The organism is Haloferax prahovense, from assembly GCF_000723845.1.
In the GTDB taxonomy this organism is placed as follows: domain Archaea; phylum Halobacteriota; class Halobacteria; order Halobacteriales; family Haloferacaceae; genus Haloferax; species Haloferax prahovense.
In genome coordinates, this window is the sequence record NZ_LK053000.1 from 596,470 (window position 1) to 617,470 (window position 21,001).

General features: G+C 69.0%; 23 protein-coding genes. 10 read left to right on the plus strand and 13 right to left on the minus strand.

Going from position 1 to position 21,001, the window contains the following annotated elements; genetic code table 11:
- Positions 1-126: 126 nt before the first annotated feature.
- The 3 genes from BN984_RS02775 (at position 127) to BN984_RS02785 (ending at position 4,094) form a co-directional block, all read left to right on the plus strand.
- On the plus strand, positions 127-1,347 hold the full coding sequence (locus BN984_RS02775; RefSeq protein WP_008095764.1) for a molybdopterin molybdotransferase MoeA: 1,221 nt from the start codon (positions 127-129) through the stop codon (positions 1,345-1,347).
- Entirely contained in the window at positions 1,344-3,236 is a 1,893-nt protein-coding gene (locus BN984_RS02780) for a molybdopterin biosynthesis protein (RefSeq protein ID WP_049967614.1), read from the plus strand. The genes BN984_RS02775 and BN984_RS02780 overlap by 4 nt, the downstream gene beginning before the upstream one ends.
- Before the next feature lie 111 nt (positions 3,237-3,347).
- Positions 3,348-4,094, plus strand: coding sequence for a response regulator (locus BN984_RS02785; protein ID WP_049967615.1), 747 nt, complete (start codon positions 3,348-3,350; stop codon positions 4,092-4,094).
- An 87-nt stretch (positions 4,095-4,181) separates the two neighbouring features.
- Here BN984_RS02785 and BN984_RS02790 read toward each other — a convergent pair whose 3' ends face one another.
- From BN984_RS02790 to BN984_RS02825, 8 genes are all read right to left on the minus strand, one after another.
- Positions 4,182-4,850, minus strand: coding sequence for an HAD family hydrolase (locus BN984_RS02790; RefSeq protein WP_049967616.1), 669 nt, complete (start codon positions 4,848-4,850; stop codon positions 4,182-4,184).
- A 46-nt stretch (positions 4,851-4,896) separates the two neighbouring features.
- Positions 4,897-5,292 (minus strand): LWR-salt protein, encoded by a 396-nt coding sequence (gene lwrS / locus BN984_RS02795; protein ID WP_049967617.1) that lies wholly within the window; start codon positions 5,290-5,292, stop codon positions 4,897-4,899.
- The gene (locus tag BN984_RS02800; protein ID WP_004042202.1) at positions 5,289-5,564 is read right to left on the minus strand and encodes a 4a-hydroxytetrahydrobiopterin dehydratase; all 276 of its coding nucleotides are present in this window, start codon (positions 5,562-5,564) and stop codon (positions 5,289-5,291) included. Before BN984_RS02800 ends, lwrS begins: the two co-directional genes overlap by 4 nt.
- A gap of 45 nt (positions 5,565-5,609) precedes the next feature.
- Positions 5,610-6,137 carry a hypothetical protein gene (locus tag BN984_RS18980; RefSeq protein ID WP_233514221.1) on the minus strand — a complete coding sequence of 176 codons (528 nt, stop codon included), beginning with the start codon at positions 6,135-6,137 and terminating at the stop codon, positions 5,610-5,612.
- Positions 6,138-6,195: 58 nt separating this feature from the next.
- Positions 6,196-7,581 carry a glutamyl-tRNA reductase gene (gene hemA / locus BN984_RS02810; RefSeq protein ID WP_049967618.1) on the minus strand — a complete coding sequence of 462 codons (1,386 nt, stop codon included), beginning with the start codon at positions 7,579-7,581 and terminating at the stop codon, positions 6,196-6,198.
- Complete coding sequence (locus BN984_RS02815) at positions 7,578-8,225, minus strand: precorrin-2 dehydrogenase/sirohydrochlorin ferrochelatase family protein (protein ID WP_004042204.1); 648 nt, start codon at positions 8,223-8,225, stop codon at positions 7,578-7,580. The genes hemA and BN984_RS02815 overlap by 4 nt, the downstream gene beginning before the upstream one ends.
- Before the next feature lies 1 nt (position 8,226).
- Complete coding sequence (ahbB, locus tag BN984_RS02820) at positions 8,227-9,288, minus strand: siroheme decarboxylase subunit beta (protein WP_049967620.1); 1,062 nt, start codon at positions 9,286-9,288, stop codon at positions 8,227-8,229.
- Between the two features lie 164 nt (positions 9,289-9,452).
- Positions 9,453-9,851, minus strand: a complete 399-nt coding sequence (locus BN984_RS02825; protein ID WP_004975483.1) for a DUF5778 family protein — start codon at positions 9,849-9,851, stop codon at positions 9,453-9,455.
- Between the two features lie 148 nt (positions 9,852-9,999).
- Here BN984_RS02825 and uppS point away from each other — a divergent pair, with 148 nt between their 5' ends.
- The gene (gene uppS / locus BN984_RS02830; protein WP_049967621.1) at positions 10,000-10,929 is read left to right on the plus strand and encodes a polyprenyl diphosphate synthase; all 930 of its coding nucleotides are present in this window, start codon (positions 10,000-10,002) and stop codon (positions 10,927-10,929) included.
- A 26-nt stretch (positions 10,930-10,955) separates the two neighbouring features.
- Here uppS and BN984_RS02835 read toward each other — a convergent pair whose 3' ends face one another.
- Positions 10,956-12,317, minus strand: coding sequence for a serpin family protein (locus tag BN984_RS02835; protein WP_049967622.1), 1,362 nt, complete (start codon positions 12,315-12,317; stop codon positions 10,956-10,958).
- A gap of 76 nt (positions 12,318-12,393) precedes the next feature.
- Entirely contained in the window at positions 12,394-12,756 is a 363-nt protein-coding gene (locus BN984_RS02840; protein WP_049967623.1) for a hypothetical protein, read from the minus strand.
- Between the two features lie 144 nt (positions 12,757-12,900).
- Between BN984_RS02840 and BN984_RS02845 the strand changes: the two genes are divergently transcribed.
- Both BN984_RS02845 and BN984_RS02850 read left to right on the plus strand, forming a co-directional pair.
- Positions 12,901-13,242 carry a hypothetical protein gene (locus BN984_RS02845; RefSeq protein ID WP_008095734.1) on the plus strand — a complete coding sequence of 114 codons (342 nt, stop codon included), beginning with the start codon at positions 12,901-12,903 and terminating at the stop codon, positions 13,240-13,242.
- The gene (locus tag BN984_RS02850) at positions 13,239-13,970 is read left to right on the plus strand and encodes a hypothetical protein (RefSeq protein ID WP_233514220.1); all 732 of its coding nucleotides are present in this window, start codon (positions 13,239-13,241) and stop codon (positions 13,968-13,970) included. Before BN984_RS02845 ends, BN984_RS02850 begins: the two co-directional genes overlap by 4 nt.
- A gap of 148 nt (positions 13,971-14,118) precedes the next feature.
- Here BN984_RS02850 and BN984_RS02855 read toward each other — a convergent pair whose 3' ends face one another.
- Positions 14,119-14,727: an undecaprenyl diphosphate synthase family protein gene (locus tag BN984_RS02855; protein ID WP_049967624.1), complete on the minus strand. Its 609-nt coding sequence runs from the start codon at positions 14,725-14,727 to the stop codon at positions 14,119-14,121.
- 150 nt (positions 14,728-14,877) lie between these two features.
- Between BN984_RS02855 and BN984_RS02860 the strand changes: the two genes are divergently transcribed.
- A complete protein-coding gene (locus BN984_RS02860; protein ID WP_049913612.1) occupies positions 14,878-16,191 on the plus strand; it encodes a DUF92 domain-containing protein in 1,314 nt (437 codons plus the stop codon).
- 16 nt (positions 16,192-16,207) lie between these two features.
- Positions 16,208-16,624 (plus strand): GNAT family N-acetyltransferase, encoded by a 417-nt coding sequence (locus BN984_RS02865; RefSeq protein WP_008095727.1) that lies wholly within the window; start codon positions 16,208-16,210, stop codon positions 16,622-16,624.
- 34 nt (positions 16,625-16,658) lie between these two features.
- Here the strand turns inward: BN984_RS02865 and dnaG are convergent, their stop codons facing one another.
- Together dnaG and BN984_RS02875 are read right to left on the minus strand one after the other, a co-directional pair.
- A complete protein-coding gene (gene dnaG, locus BN984_RS02870; protein ID WP_008095726.1) occupies positions 16,659-18,062 on the minus strand; it encodes a DNA primase DnaG in 1,404 nt (467 codons plus the stop codon).
- A gap of 213 nt (positions 18,063-18,275) precedes the next feature.
- Positions 18,276-19,025 (minus strand): sugar phosphate isomerase/epimerase family protein, encoded by a 750-nt coding sequence (locus tag BN984_RS02875; protein WP_049967625.1) that lies wholly within the window; start codon positions 19,023-19,025, stop codon positions 18,276-18,278.
- Between the two features lie 227 nt (positions 19,026-19,252).
- On the opposite strand from BN984_RS02875, the gene BN984_RS02880 reads away from it, so the two are divergent.
- A complete protein-coding gene (locus BN984_RS02880; protein WP_004042215.1) occupies positions 19,253-19,468 on the plus strand; it encodes a DUF3311 domain-containing protein in 216 nt (71 codons plus the stop codon).
- On the plus strand, positions 19,468-20,967 hold the full coding sequence (locus BN984_RS02885) for a sodium:solute symporter family protein (protein ID WP_008095724.1): 1,500 nt from the start codon (positions 19,468-19,470) through the stop codon (positions 20,965-20,967). The genes BN984_RS02880 and BN984_RS02885 overlap by 1 nt, the downstream gene beginning before the upstream one ends.
- Positions 20,968-21,001 lie beyond the last annotated feature (34 nt).

The window sequence follows — 21,001 nt, forward strand, 5'->3', positions numbered from 1 at the left end:
GTCGGGGTCGAAAAACCCGGCGGTCTCGCGCGAGCGCGCGAGCGCGAAGCCGCCGATACGGCTCGGGAATCGACCGCCGCCGCGCCCGAGGCCGACGCTTTTTGCCCCCCGAACCGAAGGGTCGGTATGAACCACGACGACCGACGCACGGCCGGGTTCAAGCAACGAACGCGGCTGTCGGACGCCCGCGAGGCGCTTCTCGCGGCGGCGACGCCGCACGACCGAACCGTGCGCCGACCGCTCGCCGAGGCCGACGGCCGGGCGCTCGCGGAGGACGCGGTCGCCCCCGCCGACGTGCCGGGCTACGACCGCGCCGCCATGGACGGTTACGCCGTTCGCGCGTCGGACACCTTCGGCGCGAGCGGTCGCTCACCGAACGTCCTCCGAATCGTCGACGGCCCGGTCGAACCGGGGACCGCGGCCCGTGTCCACACCGGCAGCGACGTACCCGACGGGGCCGACGCCGTCGTGATGGTCGAACACACCGAACGACTCGGCGACGAACTCGAAGTGTTCGACGCGCTCGCCGAGGGCGAGAACGTCGGCGAGCGCGGCGAGGACGTGCGCGAGGGAACGCCGCTGTTCGAGGCCGGCCACGAGCTTCGCCCGTCGGACATCGGCCTGCTTCGCTCCGTCGGCGTCGAGGAGGTGACGGTGTTCGAACGCCCCCGCGTCGCGGTCGTCCCGACCGGCGAGGAACTCGTCGAGGCCGACCCCGGTCCTGGCGAGGTCATCGAGACCAACGGCCTGACCGTCTCCCGACTGGTCGAGCGCTGGGGCGGCGAGGCGAGCTACCGCGACATCGTCGTCGACGACGCCGACCTGCTCCGCGAGGCCGTCGAGTCCGACCTCGACCACGACGTGGTCGTCACCACGGGCGGGTCGTCGGTCGGCGAGCGCGACCTCATCCCCGAGGTCGTCGACGACATCGGCGAGGTGCTGGTCCACGGCGTCGCGCTCAAGCCCGGCCACCCGGTCGCGGTCGGCGTCGTCGAGGACACGCCAGTCGTGATGCTTCCCGGCTACCCGGTCGCCTGCGTCGTCAACGCCTTCCAGTTCCTCCGGCCGGTGCTGAAGCGCGTCGGGTCGCTCCCCGAGCGCCCGCTCCCGACGCAGGAGGCGACGCTCACCAGAAAAATCCCGAGTTCACCCGGCACGCGGACGTTCGCCCGCGTCCGACTCGACACGTCGGGCGACGAGGCGACCGCCGAGCCGACCCGGACGAGCGGGTCGGGCATCCTCTCCAGCGTCGCGCTCGCGGACGGTTGGGTCGTCGTCCCCGAGGAGATAGAGGGCTACGACGAGGGCGACACGGTCGCCGTCGAGGGCTGGGAGTGGTCCGCATGAGAAAGCAGTTCCGCGACCTCGCCTCCCCGGCGGACGCGCGCGAGACCATCGCGTCGCTCGACCTGACGCCCGACGCCGAGACGGTGGCGCTCGAAGACGCCCGCGGCCGCGTCCTCGCCGAGCGAATCGACGCCGAACTCGACGTGCCCGGCTTCGACCGCGCGAGCATGGACGGCTACGCGGTCCGCGCCCGCGACACCTTCGGCGCGGACGAGGCCGAACCGGTCGAACTCGACCTCGCCGGGGCGGTTCACGCCGGCAGCGAACCGGACGTGGCGGTCGACCCCGGAACCGCCGTCGAAATCTCCACCGGCGCGGTGATGCCGCCGGGCGCGGACGCCGTCGTCATCGTGGAGCGAACCGACGAGCGAGACGGCTCGCTCGTCGTCTACTCGGCGGTCGCGCCCGGTGATAGCGTGATGCCCGCCGGGACCGACATCGCCGCCGGCGCTCGCGCCCTCGGCCCCGGAACGCGTCTGACCCCCCGCGAAATCGGCCTGCTGTCGGCGCTCGGCGTCGACGAGGTGCCGGTCCGCGGGAAGCCCACCGTGGGCATCGTCTCGACCGGCGACGAACTCGTCCGACCGGGCGAAGAACTCCGCCCGGAGGCGGGCGAAATCTACGACGTGAACTCCTACACTATCGCCGCAGGGGTCGAAGAGGCCGGCGGCGTACCGAAGCTCTACCCCCACGCGGGCGACGACTACGGGGAGTTGGAGCGCCTGCTCCGACGGGCGGCCGACGAGTGCGACCTCGTGCTCTCGTCCGGGTCCACGTCCGCGAGCGCGGTCGACGTCATCTATCGCGTGGTCGAAGAGCGCGGCGAACTCCTGCTTCACGGCGTCTCCGTCAAGCCCGGCAAACCCATGCTCGTCGGTACGCTCGGCGAGGGGAGCGCCTACGTCGGTCTGCCCGGCTACCCGGTCTCCGCGCTCACCATCTTCCGGACGTTCGTCGCGCCGGCAATCCGCGACGCCGCCGGCCTCCCGGAGCCTCGGACCGCGACGGTCGAGGGAACGATGGCCACCCGCGAGCGGTACGCCGAGGGCCGGACGCGGCTCATGCCAGTCGGACTGGTCGCCGACGGCGACGGCGAGACGCTCGTCTACCCCGTCGACAAGGGGTCGGGCGCGACGACGAGCCTCGTCGAGGCCGACGGCGTCGTCGAGGTCGCCGCCGACGTGGAGTACCTCGCGGAGGGCGAGTCGGTGACGGTCCACCTGTTCTCGCCCGACGTCCGCGCGCCGGAACTGCTCGGCGTCGGCGAGGACGACCCCGCGCTCTCGCGCCTGCTCGACCGCGTGTCGTCGCCGCGGTACCTCCCGTTCGGCTCCCGCGAGGGCCTGCGACGGCTCAGGGACGAAATTGCCGACGTGGCCGTCGTCGCGGGCGATCGGGGCGGCGCAGTCGAGGAAATCGACGCGGTCGAACTCGGCTCGTGGACGCGCGAGTGGGGCCTCGTCGTCCCCGCCGGCAACCCCGACGGGGTGTCCGGACTCGCGGACCTCGTAGACGACGACCTCAGGTTCGTCAACCGCGATTCGAACTCCGGGCTGCGGACCGACCTCGGGAACGCCGTCGCCGCCCTCGCCGACGAGCGCGGGACGACCAGACACGAACTCGTCGAGGCCATCGAGGGGTTCGACCGCGGGACGAAAGCGTTCGAGAGTCCGGCGCGAGCGGTCGCCGCCGGCCGCGCCGACGCCGGTCTCGGCCTTCGGGCGACCGCCGACTCGCTCGGGCTTGATTTCGTCTCGCTCGGGAAACAGCGGGTCGTCGTCCTCGCGAACCCCGCCCGGACCGAGAAAGCCGGCGTCGCCTCGCTTCGCGACGCACTCGCGACGAACGACGACGTGATTGCCGGCCTCGCAGGGTTCGAGAGGACCTGAACGCCGTCGTAACTCTTTAGAAAGCGGCCGTGACTCGTTTAGATATTCATCTCCCGCTGAAGTATAAAATAAGTAGAACGTTTTTATCCGCGTAGCGTGTACAACTGGTATATGAACCGCCCTCTGAAGGTCCTTCACGTCGACGACGACCCCGAGATGCTCGCCCTCTCGGAAGCCGCGTTCCGCCAACTCGACGCCGTCTCTCTTCTGACCGCCGAGTCGGCGACCGAGGCGCTCGGCGCCATCTCGGCCGAGTCGGTCGACTGCGTCGTGAGCGACTCCCTCGTGCTCCCGAACGGGGTGCCGCTCGTCAAAGCCGTTCGGCAAGAACACGCCGATATCCCCATCCTCCTGTTCACGGCGAAGTCGTGGCCCGAGGTCGCCGACGTCGCCTCGACCGCCGGCGTCACCGAGTACGTCCAGAAAGCAGGCCCCGGCGACCTCGCGACGGTCCTCCAGCGAGTCCGGAGCCTCGTCGACGACGACAGCGTCGACTCCGCGCTCGCGGTCGGTGCCTCCGCGGTCACGCAGGCGCTCGAAGAACACGCCGACGCGGCCGCCGAGGCCACGTTCAGCCTCGACGACAACTGGGAACTCGTCGGGCAGTGGCTCGGCGACGAGGAACTCGGCATCGTCGTCGTCGAGGCCGTCGAGTCCTACGGCGGGCTCTCGGCCATCGAAACCCCGCTGTACGAGTACATCGACACCGACGCGCTCGAAGAACTGCTTCGGCCCGTCGTCGAGGCCGAAGAGCGTCCCGGCATCGAAGTCCGGTTCCCCTACGAGGACATTCAGGTCGCCGTCACGAGCACCGGCGACATCTTCGCCCGGCCGACGCCCGAGCAGACGCTGTCCTGAGCGACCTCCTCCGAGCGTCGATTTCTCTTTTCTTCCCTCTGGACTGTCGCGACCGGTGAATCACCGCTTTGGTCGGAACCGACCCGTTCAGCGGGACCGAACGAGGTCGTCGAAGCTCTCGACGCGGTACTCGCCGAGCACGCAGCGCCCGCGGTGTTCGGGTCCGTGCCGTTCGACGTGGATGCCGTCCAAGCCGGCGTTCCACGCGGCCCCGATGTCGCTTTCGCCGTCACCTGCGAGGACGCCCGCGGTGCCGCCGTCGGTCAGGACTCGGTCGTCGAGTCCCAGTTCGCCGATAGCGCGCCGCACCGGCGCGGCGTCGGGTTTCCACCCCGTCTCCTCGGTACAGCAGACGACGGCGTCGAACCAGTCGCGCACGTCGAGGTGGTCCAACACGGGGTCGGTCAGGAACTGCTGGCAGTGCGTGACGATGCCGACCGGCCGGCCGGCGGCGTGAATCTCTCCGATGAGGCGCTCGGCGTCGTCGTGGAGGTACGTCACTTCTGCTCGCTTTGCGGGGTCTTCCTCGCGGTGGAACGCGGGCCAGAACTCGGCGGGGTCGATGCCCCACTCGCGGAGCATCGGGTCGCGCGCGCCGCCGAGACCGTGCCAGATGGTCTCGGCTTCGCGGTCCGTGAACTGACGACCCAGTCGGTCGCCGACCCGGTCGAACACGTCACGCGTGTACGACCACTCGGCGTCGACGAGGGTCCCATCGAGGTCGAACAGCCAGAAATCGTAGTCATCGGCGACCATTCGGACAACAGAGTACGTCAGGCGTGGATAAATGTCTTGCCCTGCGTCACGAATCGGCGGATTCGACGCGAATCGCGCTCCCGAAGTACTTGTGGAGCACCTCGCGGACCGACTCGGCGTTGAACGCGCCGAGATCCGCGGCTACGGCCTCGCGGAAGGCGTCCAGCGACGCCTCGTCGGCCCGGAGTTCCGCGAACTCGCAGGAGACGACGGGCACGTCGAGCCACGACGCCGCGAGGTCGCGGGCGTGGCGCTCGTCGTTCACCGCTCCCCGCCAGAGCGCGTCGCGGAACAGTAGCCAGCCCTCCTCGCCGGGCGGGGGCGGCGTGACGCGGACCGTCGTCTCGAACTCCCGCGGGTCGGTCTCGACGCCGGCGGCCGAGTCGAGGCGGAAGCGGACCCGAAAGACGTAGGTGAGCGTCGCGGTCCCCTCGCCGCTCACAGTTCGTCGTCGAACAGGTCGGCGAGCCGGAGGTCCTTGTCGGTGATGCCGCCCTCCTCGTGGCTCGTGAGGCGGACCTCGACCTCCTGGTACCGAATCGTTATCTCGGGGTGGTGGAACTCCTCTTCTGCGACCTCGCCCACGCTGGCGGCGAACGCCACGCCGTCGAGGTAGTCGTCGAACTCGTAGACGCGGACGATTTCGTCGCCGTCGCGTTCCCAGTCCGAACCGAGCTGTGCGTCGATTTCGTCGTCCGAGAGCAGCTCTGCCATGCCGAATCCGTCGGGTGGCATCCCGATAAGGATTCTGCCGGATTGTCAGGTCGCGTCCGCGCGGACGACGAACCGCGGCCCGGTCAGGAGTCGCCGCCCGCCGCGGCCGCGAGCGACTCGCCCCGTGACCGCGACCTCGTCGCCGCGGGCGACGACGCCACCCTCACCGTCGCCGCCGAACACCACGTGTCCGTCCGGCGGGACGCGGACCCGAATCTCGCCGGTGGCGTCCCGGAGGACGAACGGGCGCGTCGCGCGGCCGACGACCGTGCGCTCGCCCCCGCCTCGCTGGTCGTCGTCTGTTTGCTCGGCTCCCCTCCAGGCCTCGACGGCCGGCCCGTCGCCGGCGACTCCCGCGACCGTGCCGACGACGGTCGCCCGAGCGACGCCGTCGAGGTCGCGAATCCGCCGCTCCGGGGTCGCATCGACGAGGCGGCGACGCGCTCGCGCTCGGAGGCGGTTCACGAGGCGATGGCCGAGCGCCGGGGGCGCGCGGCCGGCGGCTTCTCGGGTGGCGGCGTCGGTACGGGAACGACGCACGAAGCCCGTCGCTGACGGTCTGGGCGGTGACATCGTCGCGGAGTGGCTCCGCGTTCGGATAAGAAGGTTCGCCGGTCGGCCGCTTCGCCCGTCAGTCGTCCGAGAGCTGTTCGAGGACGCGCCGGGGCACCTCGCCTTCGAGCGCCTCGCGGTCGAGGTCCTCCGGCGGCTCGCCGGAGAACTCGATGGACGGCCCGGACGGCTCGGCGGGGTCTGATCCACCGAGGTCGTCGAAGCCGGGGTCGAACAGCCGCATGGCGGTCTGGATGGTCGTCCAGTCGTCGTCGCCGGCGGCGTCGCGGAGGCTCTTGGTCGGCGCGGCGAGGATTTGGCCGATGAGCGCGTCCGCGAGCGACTCGACCGTCTCGCGCTGCTCGTCGGTGAGGTCGCCCTGCGCTTCGAGCTTCGACAGCGCCGTCGACACCTCGCGACGCTTGACGTGCTCTGCGGCCTCGTACATCGAACTGATGGCCTCGTCGGCGCGTTTCCGCTTGTAGGCGGCGAGCAGGCGGTCGAACTCGTCGTCAATCATCGCCTCGACCTCGCGGGCGGCGCGCTCGCGGCGCTCCGCGGTCCGGTCGGTCACCGTCTCCAAATCGTCGATGTCGCGGACGCGAACGCCGTCGAGGTCGGCGGCGGCGGGGTCGACGTCCCGCGGCTGGGCGATGTCGATGAGCATCGTCTCGGAGCCGTCCGACAGCTCCTCCGGCGTGACGACGTACTCGGGGCTGCTCGTGGCCGTGATGACGAGGTCGGCGTCGCGGAGGCGACCGCGGAGGTCGCCCAGCCCGGCGGCCTTCGAGACGCCCGGGACCTCGCGGGCGAGGTGGCGGGCGTTCGCGACCGTCCGGTTCGCGACGACGAGGTCGCCCACGTCGACCGACGCGAGCGCCTTCGTCGCGAGCGTGCCCATCTCGCCGGCCCCGACGACGAGGGCGTCGACCTCGCCGATGGGGGCGTCGAGCTCGGCCCGGGCGAGCCTGACGGCGGCGCTCCCGAGCGAGACGGCACCCTCGTTGATGGCCGTCTCCTCGCGGGCGCGTTCGCCGACGTGGACGGCTTTCATGAGCGCGTCTTCCAGCATCGGGCCGATGGCGTCCTGCTCGCGGGCGGCCTCGATACCGGCTTTGACCTGTCCGAGAATCTGGTCCTCGCCGAGGACGAGCGATTCGAGCCCCGACGCCACCCGCATGAGGTGGCGCAGGGTCTCTTCGTGGTCCATGTAGCGGACGCTCCCGTCTCGGACGTCGGGAGCGAAGTCGTCGAGCGCGCGGCGGCCGTCGGTCGCGTCGTCGGTGACGACGTACGCCTCGGCGCGGTTACACGTCTGAAGCGAAAAGGCCTCTGAGACGCCGTCGCGGGCGAGGAGTCGCTCGACGACCGTCTGAACGTCGTCGCTCGAAGCGGCTTCTATCTCGCGAACGCTGGCCCGGTCGTGGGCGACGCTCACACCGGAGATGACGCCCGAATCTCTCATGAATCACCTCGCTGTGTGTCTCGTATCACGCGCGCTGCCTCTTGGCGGGGGTTTGCGTCGCCGGTACGTAAAGCCTTCCAAACTGACGGGTTTCGCACGACCGCGCGAATCGCATCACGGCGCTCTGTTGGCGACCGGTCGGACGCCTTGAGCTCCGCGCGAAGCTCCGCGGTCAACGCGGCCATCTCGCCTGCCCCCTCCAACTCGGCTTCGACGCGCTCTCGGAGGTGCTTCGAGAGGGCGGGGCTCGCGCCGCCGGTCGTGATGGCGACCGAGACGTCGCCGTCCTCGACGGTCGCCGGGACGACCACGCTCCCCGCGTCGCGCTCGCCGCTCCGGTCGGCTCGGTTGACCAGCGCGCCGGCGTCTCGGGCCGCCGCGACGACGGCGTCGTTCACCGCGTCGTCGTCGGTCGCCGCGACGACGAGCGCCGGGGCGAACCGTTCGACCCAGTCGGGAACCTCGTCGGGCGCGGGGGCCGCCCGAACGCGCTCCGCGTCGCCGAAGTCGCGGTCGGCGAACTCGGGACTGACGACGACGGTCCGCGCCTCGCGGGCGAACCGGTGGGCCTTCCGCGCGCCGACGGGGCCCCCGCCGAAGACGACGACCGTCTCGTCGGAGAGGTCGTGGACAAGCGGAATCATCTCACTCCGTGTTCGCCTCGGCTCGTTCGTCCAGCCTGATTCCCGTCTTCTTCAGGATGCGCGTCGAGAACAGGGTGTCCCAGTCGTCGTCGCCCACGTCCCAGTAGTCGCTCATGACCTCGCGCACCTGCTCGATGCGGGCCTCGCTCTCTTCTTCGGAGCGGCCGTGGGTCATCGCGAAGAAGTTGTACGGCCAGACGCCCTCGTGTCGCGGCCGGCGGTAACAGTGGGTGACGAAGTCCAGCGAGGCGATTTCGGGGCCGACCTCCGCAACGAGGTCGTCGGGGACGTTCCAGACGGTCATCCCGTTTTCCGAGTAGCCGAGCGCGTAGTGGTTCGGAATGACGCCGACGCGGCGGACCTTCCCCTCAAGATTGAACCGCTTGACCGTCTCGACCACCCACGCCGGCTCCTGTCCGATTGCCTCTGCCACGTCGGCGTAGGGCGTCTCGGTAATCGGCAGGCCGCCCTGAATCTCCATGACGAGGTCGCGCTCGTCGGGCGTCAGGGTGCGCGCGTCTGTCGGCTCCACGTCGGGGCCGAGGTGCGAGAGGTCGAGGTCGCCGTCCGAGATGGGTCCGTCGAGGAGGAACGTCGCGCCGACGTGGAACTCGTGGCGCTTGGGCATGTTGTACGTCGCTTGGCCCGTCTCGTCCTCGATGTCGCCGAGCACCTCGTCTACCTGCGACGCCTCGGCGACCGAGACGACGAACCACATGTTCAGGTGGGGATGCTCGCGCTCGTAGTTGTGCGCGACCTCGCGGTGGGCGTTCACCTGCTCGGCCACCTCGTCGAACCGCTCCGGCGGCGCGTGCATGGCGACGAGCGTCGCCGTGCCGCCGATTTCCTCGGCGTTGACGAGCGCGCCGAACCGCGAGAGGACGCCTTCCTCGTCGAGCGCCCGCACCCGCTCGCAGAGGTCGGTCGCCGTCACGTCCACGTCGCGCTCGCGCAGCGCGGCCGCCGCGGGCTCGAAGGGACGTTCGACGACGGGGAAGCCGCCCTGGAAGGCGTTGACGATGGCGCGGTCGAGACGAGAGAGGTCCGCGTCCGCCTGTATCATGCGCGTCACTCGGAATGCGAGGCGGATAAACGCCTCGCTTGTTCTCACTGCGATGAACCCAAGCGAACGCCCGGCGAGCCGCCGGTGAACGGCCGACGCGGGCGGAGCGAGCGCCCTCGCTCACGAAGTAAAAGAGGTGTCTCGTCGTCGGGTCGCCGCCGCGCTCAGGGGACCGGCGTGACGCGGTCGACGTCGTCGAGCGCTTCGAGGCCCTCGACGATGGCGTCGTGGTCGGCGATGGCCTCGTAGTAGAACACGAGGTCGAACGTCCCGTCGCGGACGAGCTGTTGGCACTCCCAGACGAACTCGTCGTCCTCGACGGAGAGCCCCTGGAACTGGTTGGACGAGAAGTCGGTGTCGTCGTTGCCGGCGTAAATCCACGCGTCGCCCTTCCCTGCGTGTTCGGCGATAATCTCGTTGATTTCGACGGTCAGCTCCTGCATCTCCAGGTCCTCGCGGCTGGTGAGGTCGGTGTGGACGATGGCCCCGACGAGTTCGATATCGCCGGGTTCGAGCAGCGCGAGGGTCCGCTGGTAGAGGTCCTCGTCGATGGTCTCGCTCATATCCGAGTCTTCTCGGGGAGGTACAAACGGATGGCGATTCGTCGCCCGTCGTGATGACCCGCCATTTTGTGGCGATCTCCCGACCTCGGGACACCGTGCGACGGTGTAACCCACAAGACACATAGCCTCGGAAGGCAACCGACGGTACATGTTCGGGTGGGTCCAACGCGGCTTTCGGCGCGCCTACGAGCGGGTGCTCGACCGAGAGATAGACGACGGGCCGACCCACGTCGCCATCATCCAGGACGGCAACCGCCGGTACGCCCGGAAGAACGGCGACGACGCCCCCGACGGCCACAAGGCGGGCGCGCAGACGACCGAGGACGTGCTGACGTGGTGCGAGGAACTCGGCATCGAGGAACTGACGCTGTACACCTTTTCGACCGAGAACTTCGACCGCCCGGAACACGAGCGCCAGCCCCTCTTCGACCTCATCGAGGACAAGCTCTACGAGTTCGCCGACGCCGACCGCGTCCACGAGCGCGAGGTCGCCGTGCGCGCCATCGGCGAGGTCCACATGCTCCCCGACCGCGTCCGCGACGCTGTCGAGTACGCGGAGACTCGGACCGCCGACTACGACAGCTTCACGCTCAACATCGCCCTCGCGTACGGCGGCCGAGCCGAACTCCTCGGGGCCGCACGCGACGTCTGTCGCGCGGTCGAGCGCGGCGACCTCTCGCCCGACGAGGTGGACGTGTCGGCGGTCGACCGCCGCCTGTCCAGAAAGCCCGTCCGCGACGTGGACCTCATCATCCGTCCCGGCGGCGACGAGCGCACCTCGAACTTCCTGCCGTGGCACGCCAACGGCAACGAGGCCGCCGTCTACTTCTGTGCGCCCTACTGGCCTGAGTTCTCGAAAGTCGACTTCCTGCGCGGCATCCGAACCTACGAGTCCAGAGAGCAGTCGTGGCAGCGCACCCGGACCGAGCGCGCCGTCACGCTCGTCCGGGCCGTCGCGGAAGTGGAGTTAGAGGACGCCCGCACCGTCGCCGGTCGCCTCCGCGAGCAACTCCCCTCGTCGGGGGCCGACGAGGTGTCCGCGGAGTTGGCCAAGCGGACCGACGAGACGGCCGACTGAGTCGGTTGCCCCGGGCTGTTTTGCGGTTATTCGTCGCCCTGGGCAGCCCCGGCGTCGACGACGCGACCGTAGAACAGTATCGCGTCCGTCGGCCTGTCGCGGATGCAGAACAGGAACGGCCGGTCGAACCGGAGTTCGCCCCAACTCGGCGGCAGCGAACTTTCGACGACGACGCCCGTGGCCGCCGCGGCCTCGGTCCCCTCCTCGTCCACGGAGACGAACGATTTGTGGAACACCTCGTCGATGGCGAGGGTCGCTCCGTCACCTTCGGCCATTCCGCCGAAGTCAGCATCCGAGCCGAACGCGGCGGGCATTCCGAGATTCGACAGCGCCGCGGAGAGTTGGACCTCGGTCTCGAACTCGAACCGCGGGAGCACGACATCGCCGATTCGCTTTTGCATCGCCTCGAAGACGCCGAACAGCCGGCTCGCGGTCAGACTTTGCTCGAACGACTCGAACTCGCCTTCGTCCGGGAGCAAAAGCACCATCGACACGTCCCGGCCGACGTACGGCAGTTCGACGGCCTGCGCGTTCGGGAGGTCGGCGTAGTTCGCCTTGAGTTCCTGCCGCATGAGCGGCACGGTCGATTCGCCCCCGTCCAACGCGGTGAACGTCCCGTCATCGGTGTCTTCGGGGTCGAACGTGTGCGCCCACTGCGCCATGAAGTAGATGGCGTTGGTGAGCACAAGCGCCGTCTTCGGCGTGAGAGCGCCTGCGGGAAGCAAGTCCTCGATTCGGTCTTCGGTCTGGTCAGCTACCCACCCGTTGATTCGCTCCCGCTCGCCGTCCGGGTCGCCGGCGAAGTCAGCCCGTCGGAGTCCGGCCCCGTAGTTCGATTCGAGGCGGTCGAGGAACGCGTCCGAGAACGCGAACCCCTCGCGGCCCCACAGGGCGTTCGCAACGGCCAGTCGGAAGGCGTCGGCTTCGTCGCCGTCGACCGGGTCCCGAGCGGTCTCCCGCGCTTCGAGCGCCGCCTGTAGGTCTGCGAACGCCGGGTGAACGTCCTCGCCGAGCGTGTAGTGGAGCGTCGCTTCCATCTGTTCGCGGGTCGTTCCGCGAGCGCCCGCATAGGTCATCGCCAACGCGACGGAGATGCTGTACGGAGAGAGGAACTGGTTGCCGCCCTGTTCGGACGCGACCTGTCGGTGCAGGTCGAGGGCGAACTCGGCGTTGCCGGCCGCGAGCGCGGCGAGTTGCTCGTCGTCCACGCTCGGTTCGCCGGTCGGCGGTTCGTCGTTCGGGGTCTCTGTCGGCGTGTCCGTGGTCGTGGTTGCGGTGGTCGTCGCCTCGGTCTCGGTCTCGGCGGCCGACTGCCCGTCGCCCGTACAGCCGGCAATCGTCGCGGCGGCGACCGCCCCCGACAACGCCAGCATCTCGCGGCGGTTCATGTCGGAACGTTCAGCGGTCTAACAATATGTCTTCTGTAAGCGCAAACAGCCGTTTGAGAGACGGCGGCGGGTCACCCTACCGGCGAACCCGCCGCTGGAACGTCCGCCAGCAGAGCCATCCCAGCAACGCGGCGCTCTGCCCGAGCACAATGGCGACGAACTCGGCTTCGTACCGAGGCCCTAATAGCAGCACTGCCCCGCCGTAGGCGGCGGTCGGAACCCACGAGCACCAGTCGTCGTAGCGCGATTCGAGGAACAGCCACGGCGGAACGATAGCCACGCCGACGAGCGCCCACGGCCAGTCTGGGGGGGCGGGCTGATTGAGCCAGAGGATGAGCAACAGCGAGAGCGCAAGGAGGACGTGCCCGTCTTCGAGCCACTCGCTGGCCGGCGGTGGCGGCGGGAGGAGGTCTGTTCTGTTGGGCGAGGTGGAGGGCATCTGTTCGGCAACTGAGAGTCGGGAACGTGCTCCTCGACTGCTCTTGTGGACTGTAGTAACGCCGCGAGAGCGGCGGTTCTCACGGGTATCAAAACATGTTGAGGTATCAAACTTTACTATCGGTAGTCTGCTTGGTGGCAAGCGATGGACTTGCTCCTCGTCGCCGCACCCTCACTCCCCGACGGGGTCGCGAAGACGCTTGATGTGTACCCGCCACTCGTCCTGCTCGGAACCTTCTTCAGCTATACGGGACTGTTTCTCATTCTGAGCGACGACGTGGACGACTTTCTCGGCCTGTGGCTGTTCACTACGCTGGTCTATCCCGGCGTCCTCGTCTGGTACGTCGACCGAATCGACGTGACGAGCGACTTCGCGTTCGGCTACTCGTTGCGGGAGTCGACGGTAGCGTTCCCGCTTTTGTTCATGGCGCTGGCGTTCTACATCTTCACGGTCGCGTTCGTCGACCGGTACTTGGGGAAGACATGATGCAGATATCGTTCCTCTTCGAGTACGTTCCTGAGTGGCTGTCGATAGCGCTGCTGGCTGTCGGTTCGACGTTCGTGACGTGGGGGCTCCCCTTCGTCGACGCCGACGACGAGTTGAGCGTCGAAACCGGACAGGACGTTCTCGGTGTGATACTGTTAGGTATCGGTGTCGGCGTCACGGTTTGGGGGACGCGTTCGATCTCTGTCTTCGCTCCGATTGCCGTCGTCATCGTCCTACTGACGGGCTTCCTTGAGGGGGTAGCGGCGATTAGTATATACAAGAAGGTCGTCGACCTGGTCCTACGGCGTTCAGCCCCGTCTGGCGGGTCGTTCAGACGGAAGCTCCTCGGTGGACTCCTCGCGTTCTTCCTGGTCGTACTTTCCGGGTGGGCCCTCGTCGCGGCGGTCGTCTGGGGGCCCATCGAACTCGGGGTTGGCGAGTCGGTTCGCCTCTACTGGACGGTCGTCACGGTCATCGTGACCGTCATCGGCATGTCGACCAAGTTCTGGAGCACGAAAGAGCGGACCCCGACGCCGATACTGTTCGGGGGCGTCTTCCTCGTCGCCGGCGCGGAAATCGTCAACCTCCGGTTCACGACCGAACTCACGCTGTACGTCGGTACGGTCGTCGCCTACACGCTCGGGTTCTGGTTCGGCGTCGCGCTGTTGATTCGAGGCGCACAGCGAATCTCTCGGGAGCGAACTACCGGGCGCCGGTCGTGGGACTAACGGCGTTCGCTCTCCGAGAAAGCGGACCGGCGTGATTCGCCCTACCGGCCGAACTTCTGTCGCACTCTCCGAGCGCGATAGCGTTTGGACGATTCGCTGACGCTCATCGGCCATCCACCGTGCCAGCGACGCTGTCACGGGATTTGGCCTATCGACCAAATCTCCGCTGCCGGTCCTGATAGTCCCGCAACGCCCGCAGATAATCGCGCTTCCTGAAGTCCCGCCAGTTCACGTCGGTGAAGTAGAGTTCCGCGTACACGGACTGCCAAATCATGAAGTCCGACAGGCGCTCGGCGCCCGTCTTGACCACGAAGTCCGGCTCGTCGGGGAACACGAGCCGCTGTTCGATGTCCGCGGCGTCGATGTCGTCGGGGGCGAGCGCACCTTCGTCGACCTCCGCGGCCAACGACTGGACCACCGATGCGAACTCGCGTTTCCCGCCGAGGCCGATGCTCACCTGCACCGGGGCGTCGGCGCGCTCGGTGTCGCCGGGTTCGCGGACCTCCACTCGCTGGGGGACGTCGAGGTCGCGGAGTTCGCGGGCGAGCGTCGGGACGACCGCCTCGTCGAGGACGCTCACGGAGATGGTGACGCGGTCGCTTCCGAACTCGAACGCCCAGCCGACGAAGGCTTCGAGCGTCTCGTACGCGCCCTGTTCCAGCAGGTCGCGCTCGGTGATGACGAGCGCCACGTGCTCGGGGGCGTCGGCGTCGTCGAGGCGGAATCGGAGGGCGAGATAGGAGTCGTACAGTCCCACGGGAGTCGTTCTCGCGGCGATTCTCCTAACGCTTCGGGTTCGGTGTCGGCACCGAGGTTCGGTCCGTCCGACACCGGGCCGCAGACCCGCGGTTGTGCGGTCGTCGGTGATGTCGGGAGGGTTAAGTGCGCGTCGGGGATACCGAATGGTGTGACTTCCACGGTACGGCGAGCGGGCGGATTCGCGGTCGTCGGGACGTTGGCCCTCGCGGCCCCCAGTCTCGGCGCGGCCGCGTTCGCGCCCTTCGCCGCAGTCGCGCTCCTGGCGGCCTTCGTCGTCGACGACGGCCCCCTCTTCGAGCTGTTCGCGCGGCCCGGCGACCGGCAGGACGGCCGGCTCAACGGGCTCGCCGGGTTCGCACTGGCCGCGACCGGCCTCGCCCTCTTGGCGACGGTCCCGCGCGTCACGATGCCGCTTTCGGTGTTCGCCGCCGCGGTGTTGACACTCGCCTACGGCAACCTCGGCGCGCGACTGGTGGATTCGAGAACGTCCGACGAGTCGCTTCGCGCGGCGGGCTTCGTCGTGGCCGCGGTCCTCGCCGGTACCGCGGGACAGGCGGCAATCGCGTCGCTGACCGGCGATGCGATGCTGCTCGCCCGATTCACCCTCCTCGCGGCCGTCGGCGGTCTCGTCGGCGCGGTGCTCCGGACGGCCCTCTACGAGCGCGACGACCCGCTCGTCATGCTCTCTATCGGCCTCGTCCTGTGGGGCGTCGAGGTGCTCGCGGGGCCGGTGTCGCCGACGCAGACCGGCGTCGCGCTCGCCCTCACGGTCGCGCTCGGCTACGCCGCCTACGCCCTCGGCACGGCCTCAGTCGCCGGCATGATTACCGGCGTCCTCCTGCTCCTCTTCGCGGTCGTCTTCGGCGGCTTCGGCTGGGCGCTCGTGCTCGTCTCCTTCTTCGGCGTCGGCGCGCTCGCCACCAAGTTCCGGTACGACAGCAAGGCCGAACGCGGCGTCGCCGAGGACAACGACGGCGCTCGCGGCACCGGCAACGTCCTCGGCAACTCGGGCGTCTCGCTCGTCGCCGTCGTCGGCTACGCCGCGGCGCAAACGCTCGGCTACCCGTTCGTCAGCGACCTACTCGTCCTCGCATTCGCCGGGTCGGCCGCCGCCGCGATGAGCGACACGCTCTCCAGCGAAATCGGCGGGCTGTTCGACCAGCCGCGGCTCATCACCTCGCTCAAACCGGTTCCCGCCGGGACCGACGGCGCGGTCACGTGGCAAGGCGAAGTCGCCGGCGCGCTGGGCGCGGCCTTCGTGGCCGGCGTGAGCGTGCTGGTGCTTCCCCTGCCGGCGCAGACGGCCGCTATCGCCATTCTCGCCGGCGGACTCGTCGGAATGACGGTCGACAGTCTGCTCGGTGCGACGGTCGAGGGAGCCGGCCTCGGCAACCAGGCGGTCAACTTCCTCGCCACGTTCGCCGGCGCGCTGGGCGCGGTCCTCGTCTGGATTCCGCTGTGACGGGGGTGACTCGGCCGTGACGGGCGTTCGCCCCGCCCGCGACACCGACGTGCCGGCCGTCGAATCGCTCCAACGGCTCGTCTCGCATCCCTCGCCCGACCTCTTGGGCGCGTGGCCCGCCGTCGGGACGCTTCTCGTCGCCGTCGACGCCGACGACCGGCCGGTCGGCTACCTTCTCGCCGTCGGCGCGCATCTGACCGAACTCGCGGTTTCCCCCGACCACCGCCGGGAGGGCCGCGCCACCGCGCTCGTGGAAGCGTACCGGGACTCTCGTCCAGCGTCAGACGCGCCGCTCACGTTGCTGGTCCATCCGGAGAACGACGGCGCGCGTGCCTGTTACGAGGCGCTCGGATTCCGACGGGACGCCCGCATTCCGGACGCGTTCGACGGCGACGACGGGCTACGGTTCGTCCTCGAATCGAGCGAGGGCTGACCGTCTCGGCCGGCGTCGGGCCGCGGTTCCGTCCTCAGTCGAGGAGCTGGTCCGCGGTTCTGACGCGGACGCTGACGGGCTTTTTGACGTACTCGCCGGCCGAGCGCGCCACGACGTGTTCGACGCCGCGCTGGGCCGCGATGTCGACGAGTTTCTGGCTCGCCTCGCCGTCGACGACGACGAGCGCCGGGGCGGGGTCGGCGTACTCGACGGCGTCGTACACCTTCTCGACCGCGACCTCGTCGTCGATGCCGAGGTCGTCGTCCAGGAGCCGGGCCATGCCGCTCTCGTCGGCGATGACCTCGCGCACGTGGTCGGCGAGCGAGGGACGCTGGTCGGTCGGTTCGACCGCCTCGGCGACGGCTTCGACCTCGGACTCGGTGACCACCCCGCCGTTTGCGTCGGCGTCGGCGTCGGTGCTCGCGGGGCCGGTGGGCTTTCCGACCGTGACGGTACCGCCGGTGCCGGCCTCGGCGGGTGGCTCGCTGACCGCGTCGGCGGGCCCGTTCGCGTGGCCGTCTGCGGGTGGAGTCGACGACGCGTCAGTCGTCGGCGACTCCGTGCGAGGGTCCGTCGGAACGTCTCCTGTCCCGTTGGCGGCGGCGACGGCGGCCCGGAAGTCACCGTCGCCGTCGTCCGGAAGCGACGAGAGCGGGACCTTGTTCCTGAGGGCGCGGACGACCGACGCGCGGTCGAGGTCCTCGACCGACCGGCCGTCGGGCGCAAAGGCGACGTAGTCCACGTCGCCGACCTGCGAGAGTTCGCGCAGGATGAGTTCGCCGCCGCGGTCGCCGTCGAGGAACGCCGTGACGGTCCGCTCTTGGGTCAGTCCGGCGACCGCGTCGGGGACGTTCGTCCCCTCGACGGCGACGGCGTTTTTGATGCCGTAGCGGAGGAGCGTGAGCACGTCGGCGCGCCCCTCGACGACGATGATGGCGTCCGAGTCGGCGACGCGGGGGCCGGCCGGGAGACCCTGATACTCGGTGATGTCCTCGACGCGGACGCTCTCTTTGACCGCTTCGAGGATTTCGGTCGAGCTCATCACGGTGTCGTCGAACGACTCCGAGAGGAGTTCCTTGGCGCGCTCGACGACCATCCGTCGCTTGGCCTCGCGCACGTCCTCGATGTTCGTGACCTCGATGACGGCCTGACAGGGACCGACGCGGGTCAGCGTCTCCAGCGAGGCCGCGAGGATGGCCGTCTCGACCTTGTCGAGGCTGCTGGCGATGGTCATCTGGCCGAACGAGTGGCCGTTTTCCGAGTCTATCTGTACGTCTATCCGACCGACCTTGGAGGACTGTTGGAGGTCGCGGAGGTCGAGTTCGTCGCCGAGGAGGCCCTCGGTCTGGCCGAAGACGGCCCCGACGACGTCGCTCCGTTCGACGACCCCGTCGGCGGAGATGGAAGCGTGAATGAGATATTTTGCAGTGTCGTCCATTGGTGAAGTCACCCCGTTGGGGGTGGTGATGTGATGATTGTGATGATGTCATGGGCCGGACCCACGAACGTCATTATATAAGTTGCGCCCGAGGGAAATATCTATCGTGGCCGACGATTCGAACGCTCGCGGGGCGTTCGACTCCGACTCCGTGTCCCGCGAAACGCCGGCGAACCGTCGCTCTCCCGCCGTTTCGACCGACCACGTAATTTGTCACGCTTCCTCGTCGGTTCGGTGCGCGCCGACGAACTCGCCCGCGTCCCGGCAGAACGCCGCCGGGTCCTCGGGGAAGTCGTGTTCGGCGACGGCCCACTCGACGAACCCCTCTCGCGCGGCCGCGAGACAGCGGTCCATATCGAGTTCTCCCTCGCCGAGCGACACGGGTCGACCGCCGCGCTCCGCGTCGGCGTCGCGGACGACGTCCTTCAGGTGGACGACCGGGGTCCGGTCGGCGTAGCGGTCGAGGTACGCGACGGGGTCGTAGCCGGCGGCGAGAATCCACGCGAGGTCGAGTTCGAAACCGACGCCGGACTCCTCGGCCAATCGGTCGAGCGCGGGTTCGCCCTCGACCGCGGCGAGTTCGTGGTCGTGGTTGTGGTAGAGCAGTCTGACGCCCCGCTCGTCGCACTTCGCGGTCAGGTCGTCCAGTCGGTGTGCGGTCTCGTCCACCGCGTCGGCGTCGGCGAACGCCTCGGGCGGGAGATACGGAACCACGAGGGTCTCGACGCCGAGCGCGCCGTATCGCTCGCAGACCGCGTCGAGGTCGGCTTCGAGGTCCTCGATGGGGACGTGGGCCGCGGGGACGCCGAGTCCGGTCTCGTCGAGGGCCGCGCGGACCGCCGCCGCGTCGTCGATGCCCGCGAACTCCACGCCGTCGAAGCCGGCGTCCGCGGCGCGTCGGACGAGCGCCGACGTCGGTTCGTCGAGCTCGCGAAGCGAGTACAGCTGAATACCGAAGTCCATGTGTCTCCGGTCGCACGCGCCGCTGGAAACTGTTCCGGCGGCCGATTCTCCGGCGGCCGATTCGCCCGCGGACGACCCCGCCTTTCGCGTCGGCTCTGTCGCGTGCGCGTCCGTGGATGGTTCCCGTCGTTCGACCGTCCCTGTTGAAGAAAATAGTTCTTCAATGTGGGGCAACGTAGGTCGATAGAGTAAGATTTACGCCTCATTGTCGATTATCGTTCCTACGAATGACGCGAGTGCGCATCGACTACCGCTGGGTTGCCGTCTTCGCAATCCTCGTGACGTTCGCCGTTCCGTGGTTCCTCTGGGGCGACAGCAGGGTCTTCGCCGGCCTGCCGCTGTGGCTCTGGTGGCACATCGGCTGGATGGGGCTGACCGCAGTCGTCTTCCACCTGTTCACCCGGACGGCGTGGGACCGCGGCATCGTCGGGGAGGGTCGCTGATGGTCTCGGCGCTCGGTATCCAACTCGGCGTCGTCGGCGCGTACCTCGTGGTCGCGCTCGCGGTCGGCTTACTCGCCTACCGCCTGACCAGCCGCGACGCCGAGGACTACTATCTCGCCGGTCGCTCCATCGGGACCGTCGTCCTCCTGTTTACCACCTTCGCGACGCTCCTCTCTGCCTTCACGTTCTTCGGCGGCCCCGACCTCGCCTACCGTGCCGGCCCCGAGTGGATTCTCGTGATGGGCGTCATGGACGGCGTGCTGTTCGCCATCCTCTGGTACGTCGTCGGCTACAAACAGTGGCTCGTCGGTCGCGCCCACGGCTACGTCACCCTCGGCGAGATGCTCGGCGACCGCTTCGGCTCGACCCGCCTGCGTGCCGTCGTCGCCGGCATCAGCCTGTTTTGGCTGTTCCCGTACGTGATGCTCCAGCAGATGGGCGCGGGCGAGGCCATCGTCGGTCTGACGAACGGGATAGTCCCGTACTGGGCCGGCGCGGCCGGTATCACGGTGTTCATGATCGCCTACGTCGTCATCGCGGGGCTCCGCGGCGTCGCGTGGACCGACACCCTCCAAGGGCTGTTCATGCTCGGCGTCGTCTGGCTCGCGGTCGGCTGGGTGGCCACCGCGGCCGGCGGCCCCACGGCGCTCTCGAACGCCCTCGCGACGAACAACCCCGAGTTCCTCGCGCTCGGCGGCGGCCTCTACTCGCCGCAGTTCATCATCTCGTCGGCCGTCACCATCGCCTTCGGCGTGGCGATGTTCCCGCAGATAAACCAGCGCTTTTTCGTCGCCAAGTCGAGCGCCGTCCTCAAGCGCTCGTTCGCCCTGTGGCCCGTCCTCGTCGTCCTGCTTTTCGTGCCCGCGTTCATCCTCGGCACGTGGGCCGCCGGCCTCGGCATCTCCGTGCCCGAGGGCGCGAACGTCCTCCCCGTGCTCCTCAACGAGTACACGCCGGTGTGGTTCGCCGCGCTCGTCATCGCCGGCGCGATGGCCGCGATGATGTCGTCGTCGGACTCGATGCTCCTCTCCGGGTCGTCGTACTTCACCCGCGACCTCTACCGCCCCTTCGTCAACCCCGACGCGAGCGAAGCCCGCGAGGCGTGGCTCGCCCGCATCGGCGTCGCGCTGTTCGCCACGCTCACCTTCGTCGCCAGCCTGTTCCGCCCCGGCACGCTCGTCTCGGTCGGCGACACCGCCTTCGGCGGGTTCGCCCAGATGGCCCTGCCGGTCATCGTCGCGCTCTACTGGGCGAGGACGACCCGAACGGGTATGTTCGCCGGCATCCTCGGCTCGCAGGCGTTCTACCTCGCCCACGTGTTCGTCCCCGCGGTAGAGGTCGGGTCGATGACGCTGTTCGGCGCGACCTACCTCACGTGGGACTACGCCCTCTGGGGCATGGCGCTGTCGGCGCTTCTGACCGTCGGCGTCTCCGCGATGACCGCTGCCGCGCCCGAGGAGAACCAGTCCCGCTTCACCGACGGCCTCCGGGCCGACTGACCCGTCGGCGCACCTCTCCCCATCGGTTTTCGTC

Coding starts and splice junctions, on each gene's coding strand:
- hemA (WP_049967618.1), bottom strand. CDS start 7,581: ATGAGAGATTCGGGCGTCATCTCCGGTGTGAGCGTCGCCCACGACCGG.
- BN984_RS02845 (WP_008095734.1), top strand. CDS start 12,901: ATGGACTTGCTCCTCGTCGCCGCACCCTCACTCCCCGACGGGGTCGCG.
- BN984_RS02840 (WP_049967623.1), bottom strand. CDS start 12,756: ATGCCCTCCACCTCGCCCAACAGAACAGACCTCCTCCCGCCGCCACCG.
- BN984_RS02775 (WP_008095764.1), top strand. CDS start 127: ATGAACCACGACGACCGACGCACGGCCGGGTTCAAGCAACGAACGCGG.
- BN984_RS02875 (WP_049967625.1), bottom strand. CDS start 19,025: ATGGACTTCGGTATTCAGCTGTACTCGCTTCGCGAGCTCGACGAACCG.
- uppS (WP_049967621.1), top strand. CDS start 10,000: ATGTTCGGGTGGGTCCAACGCGGCTTTCGGCGCGCCTACGAGCGGGTG.
- BN984_RS02790 (WP_049967616.1), bottom strand. CDS start 4,850: ATGGTCGCCGATGACTACGATTTCTGGCTGTTCGACCTCGATGGGACC.
- dnaG (WP_008095726.1), bottom strand. CDS start 18,062: ATGGACGACACTGCAAAATATCTCATTCACGCTTCCATCTCCGCCGAC.
- BN984_RS02785 (WP_049967615.1), top strand. CDS start 3,348: ATGAACCGCCCTCTGAAGGTCCTTCACGTCGACGACGACCCCGAGATG.
- BN984_RS02780 (WP_049967614.1), top strand. CDS start 1,344: ATGAGAAAGCAGTTCCGCGACCTCGCCTCCCCGGCGGACGCGCGCGAG.
- BN984_RS02880 (WP_004042215.1), top strand. CDS start 19,253: ATGACGCGAGTGCGCATCGACTACCGCTGGGTTGCCGTCTTCGCAATC.
- BN984_RS18980 (WP_233514221.1), bottom strand. CDS start 6,137: ATGTCACCGCCCAGACCGTCAGCGACGGGCTTCGTGCGTCGTTCCCGT.
- BN984_RS02885 (WP_008095724.1), top strand. CDS start 19,468: ATGGTCTCGGCGCTCGGTATCCAACTCGGCGTCGTCGGCGCGTACCTC.
- BN984_RS02825 (WP_004975483.1), bottom strand. CDS start 9,851: ATGAGCGAGACCATCGACGAGGACCTCTACCAGCGGACCCTCGCGCTG.
- BN984_RS02835 (WP_049967622.1), bottom strand. CDS start 12,317: ATGAACCGCCGCGAGATGCTGGCGTTGTCGGGGGCGGTCGCCGCCGCG.
- BN984_RS02850 (WP_233514220.1), top strand. CDS start 13,239: ATGATGCAGATATCGTTCCTCTTCGAGTACGTTCCTGAGTGGCTGTCG.
- BN984_RS02815 (WP_004042204.1), bottom strand. CDS start 8,225: ATGATTCCGCTTGTCCACGACCTCTCCGACGAGACGGTCGTCGTCTTC.
- BN984_RS02800 (WP_004042202.1), bottom strand. CDS start 5,564: ATGGCAGAGCTGCTCTCGGACGACGAAATCGACGCACAGCTCGGTTCG.
- ahbB (WP_049967620.1), bottom strand. CDS start 9,288: ATGATACAGGCGGACGCGGACCTCTCTCGTCTCGACCGCGCCATCGTC.